Origin of the sequence: Burkholderia sp. BCC1644, from assembly GCF_902833225.1 — a bacterium.
Classification (GTDB): Bacteria; Pseudomonadota; Gammaproteobacteria; order Burkholderiales; family Burkholderiaceae; genus Burkholderia.
Genome location: NZ_CADFEI010000001.1, coordinates 670,107 through 687,042, shown reverse-complemented (window position 1 = coordinate 687,042; position 16,936 = coordinate 670,107). Strand labels below are relative to the sequence as shown.

Annotated in this window: 15 protein-coding genes and 1 pseudogene; 9 read left to right on the top strand and 7 right to left on the bottom strand. The window is 67.5% G+C overall.

The annotated features are described in order from the left end of the window. The first annotated feature begins 20 nt into the window (after positions 1 to 20). The 8 genes and pseudogenes from HWX87_RS03045 to HWX87_RS03010 all read left to right on the top strand — a co-directional run bounded on the left by HWX87_RS03045 (position 21) and on the right by HWX87_RS03010 (position 8,845). Positions 21 to 848: an alpha/beta fold hydrolase gene (locus tag HWX87_RS03045; protein ID WP_176045603.1), complete on the top strand. Its 828-nt coding sequence runs from the start codon at positions 21 to 23 to the stop codon at positions 846 to 848. Next, the gene (locus tag HWX87_RS03040) at positions 845 to 2,419 is read left to right on the top strand and encodes a gamma-glutamyltransferase (RefSeq protein WP_176045602.1); all 1,575 of its coding nucleotides are present in this window, start codon (positions 845 to 847) and stop codon (positions 2,417 to 2,419) included. The genes HWX87_RS03045 and HWX87_RS03040 overlap by 4 nt, the downstream gene beginning before the upstream one ends. A gap of 19 nt (positions 2,420 to 2,438) precedes the next feature. Next, complete coding sequence (ilvA, locus tag HWX87_RS03035) at positions 2,439 to 3,977, top strand: threonine ammonia-lyase, biosynthetic (RefSeq protein ID WP_244137583.1); 1,539 nt, start codon at positions 2,439 to 2,441, stop codon at positions 3,975 to 3,977. Positions 3,978 to 4,004: 27 nt separating this feature from the next. After that, positions 4,005 to 4,604 (top strand): LysE family translocator, encoded by a 600-nt coding sequence (locus HWX87_RS03030; protein WP_176045601.1) that lies wholly within the window; start codon positions 4,005 to 4,007, stop codon positions 4,602 to 4,604. 21 nt (positions 4,605 to 4,625) lie between these two features. Beyond that, a pseudogene (locus tag HWX87_RS38300) lies at positions 4,626 to 4,827 on the top strand (hypothetical protein); the annotation flags it as partial. A 314-nt stretch (positions 4,828 to 5,141) separates the two neighbouring features. Continuing rightward, positions 5,142 to 6,734: a trypsin-like peptidase domain-containing protein gene (locus tag HWX87_RS03020; protein ID WP_176045737.1), complete on the top strand. Its 1,593-nt coding sequence runs from the start codon at positions 5,142 to 5,144 to the stop codon at positions 6,732 to 6,734. 227 nt (positions 6,735 to 6,961) lie between these two features. Beyond that, positions 6,962 to 8,173 carry an MFS transporter gene (locus tag HWX87_RS03015; protein WP_176045599.1) on the top strand — a complete coding sequence of 404 codons (1,212 nt, stop codon included), beginning with the start codon at positions 6,962 to 6,964 and terminating at the stop codon, positions 8,171 to 8,173. A 126-nt stretch (positions 8,174 to 8,299) separates the two neighbouring features. Continuing rightward, entirely contained in the window at positions 8,300 to 8,845 is a 546-nt protein-coding gene (locus HWX87_RS03010; protein WP_176045598.1) for a DUF4303 domain-containing protein, read from the top strand. Between the two features lie 55 nt (positions 8,846 to 8,900). Here the strand turns inward: HWX87_RS03010 and HWX87_RS03005 are convergent, their stop codons facing one another. From HWX87_RS03005 to cobA, 7 genes are all read right to left on the bottom strand, one after another. Beyond that, positions 8,901 to 9,599, bottom strand: coding sequence for a fumarylacetoacetate hydrolase family protein (locus HWX87_RS03005; RefSeq protein ID WP_034191239.1), 699 nt, complete (start codon positions 9,597 to 9,599; stop codon positions 8,901 to 8,903). A gap of 126 nt (positions 9,600 to 9,725) precedes the next feature. After that, the gene (locus tag HWX87_RS03000; protein ID WP_176045597.1) at positions 9,726 to 10,667 is read right to left on the bottom strand and encodes a helix-turn-helix transcriptional regulator; all 942 of its coding nucleotides are present in this window, start codon (positions 10,665 to 10,667) and stop codon (positions 9,726 to 9,728) included. A gap of 91 nt (positions 10,668 to 10,758) precedes the next feature. Beyond that, the gene (locus HWX87_RS02995) at positions 10,759 to 11,547 is read right to left on the bottom strand and encodes a YkgJ family cysteine cluster protein (protein WP_176045596.1); all 789 of its coding nucleotides are present in this window, start codon (positions 11,545 to 11,547) and stop codon (positions 10,759 to 10,761) included. Between the two features lie 61 nt (positions 11,548 to 11,608). After that, the gene (locus HWX87_RS02990) at positions 11,609 to 12,208 is read right to left on the bottom strand and encodes a uracil-DNA glycosylase family protein (RefSeq protein ID WP_176045595.1); all 600 of its coding nucleotides are present in this window, start codon (positions 12,206 to 12,208) and stop codon (positions 11,609 to 11,611) included. 125 nt (positions 12,209 to 12,333) lie between these two features. Further along, complete coding sequence (locus HWX87_RS02985; RefSeq protein ID WP_176045736.1) at positions 12,334 to 13,386, bottom strand: CmpA/NrtA family ABC transporter substrate-binding protein; 1,053 nt, start codon at positions 13,384 to 13,386, stop codon at positions 12,334 to 12,336. Between the two features lie 5 nt (positions 13,387 to 13,391). Beyond that, positions 13,392 to 13,988, bottom strand: a complete 597-nt coding sequence (locus HWX87_RS02980) for an ANTAR domain-containing protein (protein ID WP_176045594.1) — start codon at positions 13,986 to 13,988, stop codon at positions 13,392 to 13,394. A 165-nt stretch (positions 13,989 to 14,153) separates the two neighbouring features. Then, positions 14,154 to 14,933, bottom strand: coding sequence for a uroporphyrinogen-III C-methyltransferase (cobA, locus tag HWX87_RS02975; protein WP_176045593.1), 780 nt, complete (start codon positions 14,931 to 14,933; stop codon positions 14,154 to 14,156). 669 nt (positions 14,934 to 15,602) lie between these two features. Here cobA and HWX87_RS02970 point away from each other — a divergent pair. Beyond that, on the top strand, positions 15,603 to 16,928 hold the full coding sequence (locus HWX87_RS02970; RefSeq protein WP_176045592.1) for an MFS transporter: 1,326 nt from the start codon (positions 15,603 to 15,605) through the stop codon (positions 16,926 to 16,928). Positions 16,929 to 16,936 lie beyond the last annotated feature (8 nt).

Below are 16,936 nucleotides of genomic sequence, written 5' to 3'. Positions count from 1 at the left end.
CGCGAGCGAGTATTGCCGCCATGTCAGACAGCGCCAAACTTCCCCGCGGTCTCGTGTCTTTCTCCGCCAACAGGCATCCGGATGCGCGGATCTTTTGCCTGCCCTATGCGGGCGGCAGTGCGTCGATCTTCGCCGGCTGGCAGCATGCGCTGCCGGCGAACATCGACGTGTGCGCGATCGAATTGCCGGGACGCGGCAGCCGATTTTCCGAAGCTGCGCTGACGCACATGAATGCCGTGGTCGACGAACTGTCGCGCATCGTGGGCGATTGCCCTCGGGTTCCTTTCGCATTGTTCGGGCATAGCATGGGCGCTGTCATCGCGGTGGAACTGGCGCGTCGGCTCGTCGACCTGGGGTGTCGTCCGATCGCACTTGTCGCGTCGGCATGCGCCGCACCGCACTTGCCCATCCGACGCGATCACGTCTTGCATCTTCTTCCACGCGATGCATTGATCGATGCGTTGATACGTCTCGACGGATTGCCGGCCATCGCACGCGAGAGACGGGACTTCATCGACACGTTCATGCCGACCATTCGCGCCGACCTGCAGTGCAGGGAAACCTGGCGCAGCACGCCGCGCGACCTGGGTATTCCGATTCACGTGCTGACCGGTACGGACGACAGGCTGGTATCGGAAGCGGACGCGCTGGAATGGCATGTGTTCACGTCGGCGGAATTTTCGATACGACGCTTCGACGGCGGCCATTTCTTTATCCATTCGGCAAAGCAGGCCGTACTGGATTACCTCGCCGCGATCGTCGAGCGTTCGCTGGAACTGCATCATGGCAACCCGGTGTCGATGGCACACAGCACGTGCGCGCCGGACAACGATAGAGGCACGACGTGACTCATTTTGAAAATTGGCAGGTTCGGAAGCCCGCGATTTCGGCATCGGGCGGCATCGTCGTCAGCCAGCACTACAAGGCGTCAAGCATCGGAGCGGTGGTGCTGGAGGAGGGGGGCAATGCCATTGATGCTGCGATAGCCGCGAGCTTTGCGATCGGTGTGCTTGAACCTTGGCAAAGTGGTTTGGGCGGCGTGGGGCATATGGTCGTCGCGCCTGCCGACGGCGCTGCATTCAGTATCGACTTTGCGGCCAGGGCGCCATTGGCGCTCGAACCGGACGATTATCGCCTGACCGGAGAGCCGGCGCGGGGCATGTTCGGGTGGCCCGCGGTCGTCGATGACCGAAATCTCGAAGGTCCGTTTTCAATCGGTGTGCCGGGGCAGGTTGCCGGCATGACACTGGCACACCGTGAGTTTGGCTCGCTGCCCTGGCGCCGGCTCGTGGAGCCGGCGGTTCGTTGCGCGCGGGACGGACTTGAAATAGATTGGTATCTGACCTTGAAGATCGCAGCCGCCGCTGCAGGGCTCGCCCGTTATCCGGCCAGCAAGGCGTGCTATTTGCGAGATGGGCATGTGCCTGCGTCGGACTGGTCGGGGGTGGCATCGCCCATCACGCTCGAGAATCAGGCCGTTACGCTGGAGGCGCTTGCCGAGCGGGGAGGCGACGATTTTTACCGCGGCGCGCTTGCCCGCCGGATCGCTACCGATTTCACGACCGTGGAATCGCGTCTGAGCCTCGACGATCTCGCCGCTTACAACGCAGAAATCAGTCAGATCGATGCGCTGCACTATCGTGATGCGGCCATCATGACCTCATCGGCGCTCACGGCAGGGCCGGCGCTGACACGTGCGCTGGCGCTGTTCGAGCAGCAATCCACCGATGGCGGGATTGCCCACCCGGATGCGCAGTTCTTGTCGCGGATTTCCGACGCACTGACGCGAACCTATGCGGAGCGTATCGGCGGTGCGGCGCCGGCAGATGACGCACGACGCGGTACGTGTACGACGCACATCAGTGTTGTCGATCGACATGGCAACGCGGTTGCATTGACACAAACGTTATTGTCGATGTTTGGCTCGAAAGTGACCTTGCCGCATACGGGTATCGTCATGAACAACGCCGTCATGTGGTTCGATCCCCGGCCCGGAAAGGCCAACTCGATCGTGCCTGGTGCAGTGCCGCTGTCCAACATGTGTCCCACGGTGGTCAAGCGCGCAACAGGGGATGTGCTCGCGCTCGGTGCATCGGGCGGCCGACGGATCATGCCGGCCGTCATGCAGCTCATTACGTATCTGATCGATTGCGGCATGTCGATCGAGGATGCGATTCATTTTCCGCGTCTGGATGTGAGCGGCGACCCGTGGGTCACGGTCGACGATCGCATGGATATGTCCGTTTCGGATGCCATTGGCAAAACTCACGAAGTCAGGCGGGCCGCTAACCTGATTGCTCCGAATTTGTTTGGTTGTCCAAATGTTGTCATGCGAAACGCAGGAACCCGACAGTTGACCGGAGGCGCGTTCGTTTCGTCTCCCTGGTCAACCGCAGTGGCGGAACGCGACGCACGTTAAGGCTGCTGTTATCCAGTTCATGATCGACCACACCATGCCAGAAGATTTCAACTATCTGATCAGTATTCTGAACGCCCCGGTCTATGACGTAGCGGTCAAGACGCCGCTCGATACCCTGTCCCGGCTCTCCGAGCGCTTTGGCAGCCGCATATTGCTCAAGCGTGAGGATATGCAGCCGAGCTTCAGCTTCAAGGTTCGGGGTGCCTATACGCTGATGGTGAGACTGTCCGGCGACGAGCTGGCCCGCGGGGTGGTGACTGCATCCGCGGGCAATCATGCGCAAGGCGTGGCACTTGCCGCGCACACACTCGGCTGCAAGGCACGGGTGTTCATGCCTCACACAACGCCGGAGATCAAGGTGCAGGCCGTCAAGCGGTACGGCGCCGAGGTGGTGCTGTGCGGCGACAATTTTGACGACGCCTGCGATGCCGCGTTGGCGGACGCCAGGGAGAAAGGCAGTACGTTCGTGCCGCCTTTCGATCATCCTCACGTGATTGCAGGTCAAGGTACGGTCGGGATGGAAATCCTCCAGCAGACGACTCAGCTTGATGCGATATTCGTGCCGATCGGCGGCGGCGGGCTGGCCGCCGGCATTTGCGCCTACGTCAAGCGCGTCAAGCCGCAGATCAAGATTTTCGGCGTGGAGCCGAGCGACGCCGATAGCATGTCCCAGGCGCTCGCGGGTGGCGCACCGGTTCGGCTTGCGCATGTCGGTCGCTTTTGCGATGGTGTCGCGGTCCGTCAGGTCGGGGCGTACAGCTACAAATTGTGCGAGCAGTATCTCGACGGCATCGTGCGGGTCAACAACGATGAAGTGTGCGCGGCGATCAAGGATGTTTTTGTTGATACGCGCTCGATTCTCGAGCCATCCGGCGCATTGGCGCTCGCCGGATTGAAGGCCTGGCGACAACGCGAGCAGAAGGGCGCGACGCTGGTTGCAATTGCATCCGGGGCCAACATGAATTTCGATCAATTGCGCTATATCGCGGAGCGCTCGACGATCGGCGAAAACCGTGAGGCGCGTTTCGCCGTCTCGATTGCCGAGCATCCCGGGAGCTTTCGCTCACTCATGGAGCGACTCGGTGAGTATGTCGTGACCGCATTCGACTACCGCCGCACGACAGGGAACGCGGCGCAGGTTTTCGTGGGCGTGCAGACGTATGGTGCCGAAAGTGCGCGAAAGATCGTCGAGGACCTTGGGGCGGCCGGGTATCGGGCGACGGACCTTGGCGGGAGTACGTTATGGCGAACGCATGGCCATCAACTCGTCGGCACGGATACATTCGACGTCGAGAGGGAAAAACTCTTCGAGGTGATGTTTCCGGAGCGCCGAGGTGCATTGCTGGAATTTCTGCGGAAGTTCGGGGACGAGTGGGATATCAGTTTGTTTCACTACCGGAACGAAGGGTTTGACTATGGCCGCGTCCTGATCGGTATTCGATGCGACCGCGCTGATTCCGCGCGGCTGTACAGCGCGCTGGAAGCGACGCGGTTCGAGTTCAGCGAACAAACCGATGCGTCGCCGTATCTGGCATCGCTGCATGACGAGCGGCGCTGAAGACTGATCATCACCTTGGTCGAGGCTATGTTGGATATTCATCAATTGGTGACGATGGGTTTTTATACGGTCCTCGTGCTGATCGTTCCAGGGCCAACCAACACGCTGCTGTTTTCATCGGGAATCAGTGTGGGACTGGCAAGGACGCTGCCACTCGTGCTCGCAGAGGCGGCAGGCTATGTCACCGCGATCTCTGTTTGGGGCATGTCGTTGCTGGCGCTCGCCGTACAGCATCCTCAGGTCTTGAGCGCGATCAAGATTGCGTGTTCGTCGTACCTGCTGTTGCTGGCTGCGAAAATGTGGACGCGAGGCCGATTGGAAGATGATCAACGTCCGAAGGCCGTGACGAGACGAGACATGTTTGTCGCGACCCTGTTGAATCCGAAGGCTTTTCTGCTTGCAAGCACGGCATTTCCACTCCAGGCGTTTCATGATGCCAATCACGGAGTCGCCGCGTTCGGTACGTTTCTGCTGATCCTCGTGCCCGTCGGGGCAGGCTGGGCGAGCCTGGGGCGCGTGACAGGGATCCTGGCATCGGGACCGAGCCAAATCACGGCTCTGCTTCGTTCTGCATCGTTGCTGCTGGTCTTGTTTTCCGGGACTCTGCTGTATTCAGCCGTCAAGTGACCGTCCATGACCATGTCCGCCATGCGATCACGCAACGTTTGTCCGGCTGATTTGTTCATTCGCAATATGGAACCGGCCCTTGTGCAGTGGGAAGCCTTGGCCGCCACACTGCGACCGGCAGCGGCGCGACCATGCGCACCAGATCCCGAAGGCGGCGGTCAAGGGTATAGCGACCCCGCAAACGCGTGACGAGCAATGCGGAAAATCGCTTGAACGCGCGCCCGTAGGGCGCGTCGACATCAAACAGGTTGTGCTTCATGCCGAGGTGCTTTTGCGGGATCGCATGATATAAACATCTGATTAAAAAAGAAAAACAGAATTGAACGTGTCCGTAAATATTCGGATTGACGAGCGGCTCGCCTTGTTCGAAACGGCCGCCGTCGCGGCTTCGCACGTGCCCTGTTCTCCGGCATACGGGTTTCGATTCGTATGTTCGAACAGGCCGCGTGGACTATAAATGGATGCGTGTACCGGTGCTTGTCGGGCGCCTGCGCGTCTCGCGCAGGGCGTCGCCGCGACTGCCGGGGGAGGTGCACCGTGGTTCGCCAGACGCTTGCTCGCGCCGTGCTTCGCACCGCGTTGATCGGGGGCGTGTTCGCCGTTTTTTTGCCGCCGCCGGCTGCCAATGCCGCCACCGTCGCGCCGCCCGCCGCGCCGCGTGCCCTGAAGCAGAGGGCGCCCGCCGCGCCTTACGCGATGCCGGTCGATTTTCCGGCGATCGTCGACCGCTACGGTCCGGCGGTCGTGACCATCATGGCAACTGCGCCCGACCAGCAATCCGGCGGCCCGTCCTTCGCGATCCTCGATCCCGACGATCCGCTCGCCGCATTCTTCCGGCACGACGCGCCGCCGCCGGCGCAGGGGCAAGCACAAGGACCACAGGCGCCACAGGCGCCGGCGCCCGACTCGGCGCCGCGCGCGGTATCGGGTAGCGGCTCGGGCTTCATCATCAGCGCCGACGGCCTGATCCTCACGTCGGCCCATGTGGTCGACGAGGCGACCGACGTGACGGTGCGGCTGACCGACCGCCGCGAATTCAAGGCGACCGTGCTGGCCGTCGATCCGCAAAGCGACGTCGCCGTGCTGCGCGTCAACGCGACGAAACTGCCGTTCGTGCGCGTCGGCGATTCGTCGAAGGTCCGCGCGGGCGAACCGGTGATGACGATCGGCGCGCCGGACGGATCGGGTAACACGGTGACGGCCGGCATCGTCAGCGCGACGTCGCACCGGTTGCCGGACGGCAGCGCATTCCCGTTCTTCGAAACCGACATCGCGCCGAATCCCGACAACTCGGGCGGCCCCGTGTTCAATCGCGCGGGCGACGTGATCGGCATCGCGGTGCAGGTCTACACCGGCAACGATCGCTACGCGAGCATGACGTTCGCGATCCCGATCGCATTCGCGGCAAAGGTGCGCGCGCAGTTGCAGGCGCAACAGCAGGCACAGATGCAGGCGCAACAGGCTCAGGCACCAGCGCCCGGTGCGCCGTCCGGCAACGCGTTCGGCGTCGACGTGCAGGACGTCGGCGTCGGGCTGGCCGCGGCATTCGGGCTGTCGCGTCCGGCGGGTGCGCTCGTCAACGGCGTCGCGCCGGGTTCGCCGGCCGCCGCGGCCGGCTTGAAGCCCGGCGACGTGATCGTGAAACTCGGCGACAAGGCGATCGGCCGCTCGGCAGAACTGAACGACCTGGCTGCCGCCTTACCACCCGGCGAGAAGGCGCCGCTGCGTGTGATCCGCAACCGCGCGCCGGTGATGCTGACGATCACGGGCGCCGACGAAGCGGCCGGGAATGCACCGGCTGCGACAGCGGCCATGGCCGCGCCGAAGGCGGCCGCACGACCAGGCCCCGGCGCGGGCGACCGAGGCGACCGCCTGGGGCTGACGATGCACGCGCTGAGCGACGACGAGCGTCGTTCGACGGGGCTCGCGGTCGGAATGATGGTGGACGCGGTGCACGGCCCGGCCGCGACGGCGGGCATCCAGCCGGGCGACGTCGTCCTGGAACTCAACGACACGCTGCTCGAGACGCCGGACGACGTGCCCTCGCTCGAAGCGAGCGGCGGCAACGTGATCGCCGTGCTGATCCAGCGCAACAACGCGCGGAAGTTCGTGTCGGTGCGCGCGCGTTAGGGCGTTGACGCGGCGGGTGTCGCCCGCCTAACATCGTTCGATATCGCGGGCAGTCAGCCCGGCATTCAGGAGCCATTCGGCATGAAAACGGCTTGCTTCATCGTAGTAGTCCACAGGCGCAGGGTCCGGTAGCGGCACCGCGCCGGCACCCATGCGCCCCCGACTCGTTCGGGGGCTTTTTTTTGCGTTGCGCGCGGCCGTCCGGTCGGTGCGCGGAGGGTATCCGCTTGCAATCGAACCTGCCGATCGATTCCGCCCCGGCGTCGCCGCGACACGTGACGCTGATCCTGCTGTGCGCGCTCTCGGTGCTGCCGCTGAGCCTGTTCCTGCCGTCGTTGCCGACGATCGCACGCGACCTGCATGCCGACTACGCACTCGTCGTACTGTCGCTCGGCGGTTACGCGGCGGTGGCCGCGTCGCTCGAGTTCGTGATGGGGCCGCTGTCGGACCGGTTCGGGCGGCGGCCGGTCGTGCTGACGAGCGTCGGCGTGTTCGCGCTCGGTTCGCTCGGCTGCGCGATGGCGACCGATATCCGCGTGTTTCTCGCATGCCGGCTGATGCAGGCGGCGATCACGTCGGTCTATCCGGTGTCGATGGCGACGATCCGCGATACCGGTGGAGGCTCGCGTGCGGCGAGCCGGATCGGCTATGCGGCGATGGCGGCCGCGTTCGCGCCGATGCTCGGCCCGACGCTCGGCGGCGCACTCGACCAGACGGTCGGCTGGCGGGCGAGCTTCTGGCTGCTCGGCGCGCTCGGCATCGCCCTGTTCGGCTGGTGCGCATCCGATTTCGTCGAAACCCATACGAACCGGTCGTCAAGCTTCCGGCAGCAGCTTCGCGCGTATCCGGCGCTGCTCCGCGCGCGTCGTTTCTGGGCCCATGCGCTTTGCATGGCGTTTTCGACGGGCTCGTTCTACGCGTTCCTGGCCGGCGCGCCGCTCGCCGCGAAAACGCGGTTCGGCATTGCGCCGGCGGAGATCGGTTTTTACATGGGGACGATCACGGCCGGTTTCGTCGGCGGCAGCTTTCTGGCTGCGCGTATTGCGGGCCGCTACACATTGGCCACGACGATTCTGTACGGGCGCGTCGTCGCATGTGCGGGGCCGTCGATCGCGCTCGGGCTGGTGTTCGGCGGCGCGACGCATGCGCTCGCATGGTTCGGGCCGTGCGTGCTGGTCGGCATCGGCAACGGGCTGACCAATCCTGGCGCGCATGCCGGCGCCGTGTCGGTGCGCCCGGAGCTGGCGGGCAGCGCGTCGGGGCTGGCCGGTGCGATGACGATCGCCGGTGGCGCCGCGCTGTCGTCGCTGACGGGCGCGGTGCTGACCGCCGGCAACGCGGGTTATGCACCGCTCGCGATGATGCTGATGTCGGCGTCGATCGCGCTGGTGGCCGCCGTCTGCGTGCGGGTGTTCGATGCGCGGGATGCCGCGCCGTGACCGCGGGTGCGGCCCGGTACCGTGGTGCGGCCGATTGGCGGACAATCCGTCGAATACCGGGCGACGACGCACCCGCCGCGAGCCGTATTCCCCGACGCGCGCGAAGGGTGACTGGACGAGGATGCGATGAGCGATTTTTCAGATTTCCAGCGGGACATCGCCGATGCCGCGAGGGCGACCTTCAAGGCACTGCGGGCGTTGCACCCGGACGAGCATTTCTACGCGTTCGCGCTCTATACGGACAGCGGCGCGATGACGGTGGTGCCGGCCGCCAATTCGATCGAAGGGCTGAGCCGGATCCGTGCGCAACGGGCGATCGCGGACGACGATCCGGCGCCGTGGTACGCATGGGGTTCTGCCGAATGGGCGTACGAGGCGGCGGAGGCGTCGCCGTTCAACGCGATCTGCGGCAGGCTGGCGGACGAAGTGCTGAGTCCGCAGTTCGTTCCGTCGCGATTCGCGGAATTCTCGCGGCAACTGCAGGCCGACATGATCGAGGCATTGCGGCTGCTCGACCGCGAGGGCCTGTTCGGCACGGGCGAGGAACGGGCGGCCATCACGCTGTTCGTGTCGATCAGCGACGACGACGCAGCCAGGGCGCTGGAAAACGCATCGGCGAAAACGCTGAATCCGCCGGTCGTCGCCGACGCGTTCCTGCGTCGTTTCGGCTGACCGGCATCGGGATACCGCACGGCGGCCTCGGCGGGCGGCCGCCGTGCGTGCTGCATTACGGCTTCGCGCCCACCACGAATTCGAACGTCGCGACGCCGTCGACGCCGCCCGTCACGCGGTCGCCCGGCTGCAGCGCGCCGACGCCGGCCGGCGTGCCGGTGAAGATCAGGTCGCCGGCCTTCAGCTCGACCGAGCGCGACACATACGCGATGACGTCGGGCACGGCCCAGATCATGTCGGCCAGGTCGCCTTGCTGGCGCGTGTCGCCGTTCACCGCGAGCCAGATGCGGCCCGTCGCCGGGTGCCCGGTGGCCGACGCCGCGCGCAGCGCGGTCACGGGGCCCGACGCGTCGAAACCCTTCGCCCAGTCCCACGGACGGCTCAGCTTCTTCGCTTCGGCCTGCAGGTCGCGGCGCGTGAGGTCGACGCCGACGCCATAGCCCCACACGTGCGACAGCGCGTCGGCCGGGTCGATCGACCGGCCGTCCTTGCCGATGGCGACCACCAGCTCGATTTCATGATGGAGATCGTTCGTCAGCGGCGGATAGGCGACGGTGCCGCTGGCCGGAACGATCGCGTCGGCCGGCTTCGTGAAGAAGAACGGCGGTTCACGGTCGGGATCGGCGCCCATTTCGCGGGCGTGGTCGGCGTAGTTGCGGCCGACGCAGAATACGCGGCGCACCGGAAAGCGTGCGGACGACTGTTCGACTTCGACGGAAGGACGCTCGGCAGCGTCGATGACATAAGCGGACATCGGATGGCCTCGTTCGGTAGGAAGACGGATGCCGGCGCCCGTGCGGCGCACGGGCCGGCATGCATGCAACGATACCCGACGCGCATACGGCCGGATGCGACGCAACTGCGTTTTACCGGGACAAAACTACGCGTCGGCGGCCGGCGGCACGTCGTCGCTGTCCGGCAGCGCGGCGTTCGCGTCGCGGTACGCCTTCGGCGACACGCCGACGCGCGCACGGAAGCGCCGCGCGAAATACCCTTCGTCGCGGAAGCCGACGGAGCGTGCGATGTCCGCGATGCGGCGGCTCGTGTGGGCCAGCAGCGATTGCGCGAGCGCGATCCGGCGCTCGGTCACGAGATCGGTGAAGGTGCTGCCGGTTTCCTTGCGCACCAGGTGCGCGAGGTAGTTGGGCGACAGGAACGCGGCCTCGGCAGTCGCGGCAAGCGTCAGGTCCTCGCGGGTCAGGTTCGCGCGGACGTGCCGCATCACGCGCGCGAGCGCGTCGCGCCGGCCCGCGCGCTGGGCCCCGCGCTGCGCGAGCTTGTCGAGCGCACCCGCGTACTGCGTGCAGACGAGCCCGATCAGTTGCAGCAGGTAGCCGCGCAGCAACGTGGTCGAGCCGAACGTGCGCACGCGATCGGTGTCGAGCATGCACAGCGCGAGGCGACGTGCTTCCTCGTACGTGTCGCCGGTCAGGATGAAGTCGAGATGTTCCTGGAAGCGGAACGGTGTCAGCTCGGGGAAGCGGTGCGCAGGCACGTCCTCGAGGTCGAGCGGATCGACGTCGAGATCGGCGCGCAGGAACGCCTGGCTGAAGTTGATCACGATGAAATGCGCGCCTTCCGGATGCGGGATCAGGTGTTCGCGGTGCGGCAGCACGAACGCGAGCGCGCCGCGCGGAAACGGCCGCGTGACGCCGCCGATCCGCTGCTCGGTGTCGCCGCCGAGATTGAACTGGATCTGGAAATACGCGTGCCGGTGCGGCTCGGTGATCGCCTGGCGCGACGCCTGGTCGCGGATGTAGAAGTCGAGCCGGTCGCTGCGTTCGGGCATCCCGTACAGGCGCGGCGGGGCGGTGGAGGGCATGAAGGATTCTGCTGTTGGTGACGCGGTGGAGCCGCGATGGTACAGCGAACCGGACGCGGCCGGAACGTGCGGGCGCGCCGCGGCGTGGCGATCAGGCGTCCGGATGGAAGCCGAGATAGCGTGCGTGCGGGCCCGCGCCGTTGCCGGCAAGCGCGCTCGATGCCCCGACCGACACGAGCGTTTCCACCGTGGGCGCGCGGTTCGACACCAGCTTCCATTCGGTCGCATCGCCGGCGGCCGCGGGCGACGGGGCGCGCAGGTCCGTCAATGCGGCGAGCAAGGTGGCGGCGGGCGGCGCATGGACCACGAATCCTTCATTGGCGACGGCCGCCGTGTCGATGCCCAGCGCCGCGCACAGCCGCGCGCGCAACGGCGTCTCGGCCTCGCTCGCCGCGCGCGAGCGGGCGATGTTCTCGCGCGTCGCCGCGTCGACGAGCATGCCGCCACGGACGAGCGGCGCGTGCTGCCAGGCGTCGGGCGGGCATTGCTTGCCGCCGGGCATCAGCGGCACGAACGGATTGACTTCGGCCGGATAGATCCGGCACACGAGCGGGCGCTCGTCGTAGATCCCGCAGCGCAGGTCGTCGCGCAGGTTCGGACACGGGCCGGCATGGGCCGCGGTGAGCACGGCCGTGATGCGCACGGGCAGCGAACCGCTCATCGCGGGCGTCGAACGCGCGCGCTTGTACGCAGCGAACGCGTCGCCAGGCTCGGGTTCGACGGGCCACGGCATCGCGTCGCACAGCAATTCCACGTGGCCGCCGCGCTGCAGCCACGCGATCGCTTCGTCGAGCGTGAGAGGAATGCGCAGGTCGCGGCAGCATGCGCCGCATCCGGTGCAGGCAAAGTCGATGTCGAGGTCGGTCGAGGTTGTATTCATGACGGTGATGCGGAAACATCGGGCGGGACGCGAAGCATCGAGATGCCGCCGGTGATGGTGTTCATCGGTCGAGCAGCGGGGCCACCCGGCGGCGGAGTTCGGGCACGACGTCGGCGTCGAACCACGGATGGTGCTTGAACCACGCCTGGTTGCGCGGCGACGGGTGCGGCAGCGGCAGCACGCCCGGGCCGTAGTCGCGCCACGCGCGCACGGTGTCGGTGAGTGTCGCCTTGCGCGTGTCGCGCAGGAAATGCCGCTGCGCGTACTGGCCGATCAGCAGCGTCAGGCGGATCGACGGCAGTTCGGCCAGCAGCCGGTCGATCCACAGTGGTGCGCATTCGGGGCGCGGCGGGTTGTCGCCGCTCGCGCCGCGGCCCGGATAGCAGAACCCCATCGGCACGATCGCGAAGCGCGTTTCGTCGTAGAAGGTGTCGGCGTCGACGTCGAGCCAGCCGCGCAGCCGCTTGCCGCTCGCGTCGTCCCACGGGATGCCGCTCGCATGGACGCGTGCGCCCGGCGCTTGCCCGACGATCAGGATGCGTGCGTCACGATGGGCGCGCACGACGGGGCGCGGGCCGAGCGGCAGGTCGGCTTCGCAGGCGCGGCACGCACGGATTTCGGTGAGCAGCACGTCGAGCGGCGCGTGCGTTCGTTTCGGCATCGATTCGGATCGGGGACGGAGTGGTCGTGCAGTGTCGCCCGGGCGGTGCGTGCCGGATGCCGCCGGGTGGCCCGGATCGGCGTGGCGCGGCCCTGGCGCGCACCCAGGGCTTCATGCGGCACGCATTACGCGTGCGACGGACCCGATGCGCCGCCTTCGGCGACCGCAGCATCATACAACGCAGTCTGCGCGATTGCCGCGGCGATGGCCGCATCGTCGTGCGGACCGTCGAGCATTCCCCAGCGCCGGTATTGGGACAGGAACCAGCGCCCTTCGTGTGGATCGGGCCGGTTCACGGCGCCGCCGTCGTGGAAGCGGATCGGCAGCGGCGGTGCGGCGAACGGCCCCGCGCCGTAGTCGCCGAGCAGGCGTGGCGCGATCAGCCGGGCCGGCACGCCGAGCGCGTCGGGCGACGCGAGCCAGTCGGCCGCTTCGCGGCGGTGCGCGGCACTGTCGAGCCACGCACACGCATCGACGAGCGTGCGGATCAATGCGCGCGCGGTGGCCGGATACAGCGCGACGAAGTCGCGCCGGGCGGCCAGCACCTTCTCCGGATGATCGGGCCAGATCTCGCTCGTGACCGCGACGGTCCGGCCCGCGCCGCACGCGTCGGCCACCGCGTGCCATGGCTCGCCGGAACAGAAGCCGTCGAGTTCGCTGCTGGCGAGCGCGGCGACCATCTCGGGCGGCGGGATCACGACGCTGCGCACGTCGCGCAGCGGATCGACGCCGTGCGACGCGAGCCAATGGTTCAGCCACATCGCGTGCGTGCCGGTCGGGAACGTCTGTGCGAGCAGCGGCTTGCGGCCGAGCGTCGCGAACGCGTCGCGCACGCTGCCGCTTTCGCGACAGGCGTCGGCCAGGCCGCGCGACAACGTGATCGCCTGGCCGTTGCGGTTCAGCACCATCAGCGCGGCCATGTCGGCCTGCGGGCCGCCGATGCCGAGCTGCAGCCCGCTGACGAGGCCGTACAGCGCATGCGCGGCGTCGAGCTCGCCGCTCAGCAGCTTGTCGCGCACGGCAGCCCAGGACGGCTGGCGGCTCGGTTCGAGCGTGAGGCCGTGCCGCGCACCGAGGTTCAGGCGCTGCGCGACGATCAGCGGGGCCGCGTCGCTCAGCGCGACGAAGCCGAGGCGAAGATGCGCGCGTTCCGGCGCGGCGGGAGGGGAAGTATCCATGGCAGTCATGACTGGGGTGATCCGTCGAGCAATTGCCGCGCGACGTCGACGATGCGCAGGCCCTGGTCCATCGCGCGCTTGCGCAGCGCCGCATACGCATCGTGCTCGGACAGCTTGCGCTGGTCCATCAGCGCGCGTTTCGCGCGATCGATCAGCTTGCGCTCCGCGAGTTCGCGCTCGACGTCGGCCAGCCGGCGGCGCAGCGCATCGTCGTGCGAGAAGCGCGCGAGCGCGACTTCGAGAATCGGGGCGAGACGCTCGGCCGACAGCCCTTCGACGAGATACGCGCTGACGCCCGCGCCGACCGCCGCACGGATCAGTTCCTGGTCGGCGTCGTGGCTGAACATCAGCACGGGGCGCGGCGCGGTCACGTGCATCACCGCGAGCTGTTCGAGCGTGTCGCGCGACGGCGAATCGGTATCGATGATCACGACGTCGGGACGCTGCTCCTCGACGGCTGCCGGCAGGCGCGCGGGTGTCGCGACGTCGTTCAGCATCTCGTAGCCGAGGCGCGCGAGTGCGTCGCCGAGCTCGCCGATCGGCTTGTCGGTGTCGGTGACGAGCAGCACGCGCAGGCGGGCGGGAGAAGCAGGCGTACTCATGATGCGAACGGCGGCGGCGAAACCGTGGCGCGATGTGCGGATCGGAGGCGGCGGCTACGTGCGTGCATCGTGCGGGTGCCGTCCGCGGCGACCCGGCGGCCGACGCGCACGGTGCCGCTGTCTTCATGATAGGTGGGCGGCCGGTGCCGCGCGGTGTCGCGCATGCTACGCGGCCCGCGACAAGGCCGTTTCGGTTGCGGCCAGCGCTGCGCCCGCGCCCGGCACATCCTGCACGGCGGCTTCGCCGATCGCCCCGCCGACGAGGATCACGGCCGGGCTGCCGAGTCGCGCGGCCTCGACACCGTGCGCGAGCGTGCCGAGCGTGCCGGTCCAGCGGCGCTCGTCGGGCGTGCCGGCCCATTGCACGGCGGCGGCCGGCGTCGACGAAGGCAGCGCGGCGAGCAGGCCGGCCGCGATGCTGTCGACGCGGCTCATGCCCATGTAGATCGCGAGCGTGGTACCGGTCGCCGCGAGCCGTGCCCAGTCGGGTTCGCCATGATCCTGGCGGTGGGCCGTGACGAACGTGACGCCATGGCAGTGCTCGCGGTGCGTGAGCGAGATGCCGAGGCTCGCGGCGGCCGCGAACCCCGACGAGATGCCGTTGACGATCTCGACCGGAATCGCGGCGGCGCGCAGCGTCGCGAGTTCCTCGCCCGCGCGGCCGAACAGCAGCGCGTCGCCGCCTTTCACGCGCACCACGTGCGCACCGCGCAGCGCGTAGCGGCGCATCAGCTTCTCGATGAATGCCTGCGGCGTGGAGCGGCAGCCGCCGCGCTTGCCGACACGGATCACATGCGCCTGCGGCGCGAGTTCGACGATGCCGGGCGCGACGAGATCGTCGAGCAGCAGCACGTCGGCGGCAGCCAGTGCCTTCACGGCCTTCAGCGTGAGGAGATCGGGATCGCCGGGGCCGGCGCCCAGCAGCGTGACTTTGCCAGTCGTCATGTCGTGTTCCATTGCCGCATGCGTGTGTGCGGCGTCGATAACGGGTGGTCTGCGCGGCGGCGGCGGGCGGTCGAAACGCACCGGCATCCGGCCGTGCCGCGCACGGAGGGACGCCGTTGTCCTGACGGGCCCGCCGTGAAGGGCGGGCAGGGTTTGCGGGGACTGCCCACCGGCGCCGTTGCCGGTGTGATGCACGAGATCGAGCAATATCCGGGCCAAGCGGCGCACGGCCCGTCACGCGCAGCACGCGATGCACCGTGTGACGGGCGCACCGACGGGCGCACGCGTGCCGGCGGCCGCCGCCCGCCGGCAGCCGCAATGCCGCATCGGCGTGCATCGTGCCCCGCCAGTGCGCACCGCGATGTCGCACGGCGACAGTGCTGCAGCGCACCACATCTGTGCCTCGCTGCCTCATCGCGTATCGTGCGGAGCGTGTCGCCGGGCGCCGCACACCGGCCGGCGAGCCTTGTGCGGCGGGGCCGAGGGCCCGATCGGCGGCGACATGGCACGGCGTTTGCGTAAGCTGATTCGGGCGGATCAATGGCGATTCGTCCGCAGTACCGATTACTAGACGCGCCCGGCAACGGGCTTCATGGGCAACGGCGTCCTACGCATCGGGTCTCGACGAGACCGGGTGCGCAGGACGCCGTTTTTCGTTTGGCGGATGACATGACCGACAAAGCTACCCGTATCGATCTCTTCAGCTTCCGCACCGCGCCGATGCGCGCGTTCCACATGACGTGGATGGCGTTCTTCGTGTGCTTCTTCGCGTGGTTTGCATGCGCGCCGCTGATGCCGCTCATTGCACGCGAGTTCCACCTGACGGCGGCCCAGGTCGCCAACATCAACATCGCCGCGGTGGCCGCGACGATCGCCGTGCGGCTGCTCGTCGGCCCGCTGTGCGACCGCTTCGGCCCGCGCCGCGTGTATGTCGGCCTGCTGCTGCTCGGCGCGATTCCGGTGTTCGCCGTGTCGTTCACGCACGACTACCTGTCGTTCCTGATCTGCCGGCTCGGCATCGGCGCGATCGGAGCGGGTTTCGTGATCACGCAGTACCACACGTCGGTGATGTTCGCGCCGAACGTCGTCGGCACCGCAAACGCGACGACGGCCGGCTGGGGCAACGCAGGGGCCGGCGCGACGCAGGCGCTGATGCCGCTGCTCGTCGCCGCCGGCCTGATGCTCGGCTTCGGCGAGGACTCGTCGTGGCGCATCGCGCTGGTCGTGCCGGGCGTCGCGATGCTCGTGATGGCCTGGGCGTACTGGCGTTTCACGCAGGACTGCCCGCAAGGCGACATCCTCGCGCTGCGCAAGGAAGGCGTGACGGTCGACAGCGGCAAGAAGGGTGGCTGGGCGAGCTTCTTCGCCGCATGCGCGAACTATCGCGTGTGGATGCTGTTCGTCACGTACGGCGCATGCTTCGGCGTCGAAGTGTTCATCCACAACATTGCCGCGCTGTACTACGTCAATCACTTCAGCCTGTCGCTGAAGGACGCCGGTTTCGCGGTCGGCCTGTTCGGGCTGCTCGCGCTGTTCGCCCGTGCGCTCGGCGGCTGGCTGTCCGACAAGATCGCCGCGCGTCGCAGCCTCGACGTGCGCGCTGCGCTGCTGTGCGCGCTGATCGTCGGCGAAGGGCTCGGGCTGATCTGGTTTTCGCATGCGCAAAGCATCGGCGTCGCGCTCGTCGCGATGCTGACCTTCGGCCTGTTCACGCATATGGCGTGCGGCGCGACCTACGCGCTGGTGCCGTTCATCGACCGCAAGGCGCTCGGCGGCGTCGCGGGGATCGTCGGTGCGGGCGGCAACGTCGGCGCGGTCGCCGCGGCCTTCCTGTTGAAGGGCGTGGGCGACGTGCAGCAGACGCTGAGCCTGCTCGGCCTTGCCGTCACCGCGACCGCGCTGTGCGCGATGGCCGTGCGCTTCAGCGAAGAGCACAAGGCACGCGAAGCCGAACTGCGCGACCGCGCGCTGGCCGCCGCCACGGCCTCGAACTGATCGACCGA

Excerpts from the sequence above, each read along its gene's own strand:
- HWX87_RS03045 (WP_176045603.1), top strand. The coding sequence starts at position 21 with ATGTCAGACAGCGCCAAACTTCCCCGCGGTCTCGTGTCTTTCTCCGCC.
- ilvA (WP_244137583.1), top strand. The coding sequence starts at position 2,439 with ATGATCGACCACACCATGCCAGAAGATTTCAACTATCTGATCAGTATT.
- HWX87_RS03030 (WP_176045601.1), top strand. The coding sequence starts at position 4,005 with ATGTTGGATATTCATCAATTGGTGACGATGGGTTTTTATACGGTCCTC.
- HWX87_RS03010 (WP_176045598.1), top strand. The coding sequence starts at position 8,300 with ATGAGCGATTTTTCAGATTTCCAGCGGGACATCGCCGATGCCGCGAGG.
- HWX87_RS03005 (WP_034191239.1), bottom strand. The coding sequence starts at position 9,599 with ATGTCCGCTTATGTCATCGACGCTGCCGAGCGTCCTTCCGTCGAAGTC.
- HWX87_RS03000 (WP_176045597.1), bottom strand. The coding sequence starts at position 10,667 with ATGCCCTCCACCGCCCCGCCGCGCCTGTACGGGATGCCCGAACGCAGC.
- HWX87_RS02995 (WP_176045596.1), bottom strand. The coding sequence starts at position 11,547 with ATGAATACAACCTCGACCGACCTCGACATCGACTTTGCCTGCACCGGA.
- HWX87_RS02990 (WP_176045595.1), bottom strand. The coding sequence starts at position 12,208 with ATGCCGAAACGAACGCACGCGCCGCTCGACGTGCTGCTCACCGAAATC.
- HWX87_RS02985 (WP_176045736.1), bottom strand. The coding sequence starts at position 13,386 with ATGGATACTTCCCCTCCCGCCGCGCCGGAACGCGCGCATCTTCGCCTC.
- HWX87_RS02980 (WP_176045594.1), bottom strand. The coding sequence starts at position 13,988 with ATGAGTACGCCTGCTTCTCCCGCCCGCCTGCGCGTGCTGCTCGTCACC.
- cobA (WP_176045593.1), bottom strand. The coding sequence starts at position 14,933 with ATGACGACTGGCAAAGTCACGCTGCTGGGCGCCGGCCCCGGCGATCCC.
- HWX87_RS02970 (WP_176045592.1), top strand. The coding sequence starts at position 15,603 with ATGACCGACAAAGCTACCCGTATCGATCTCTTCAGCTTCCGCACCGCG.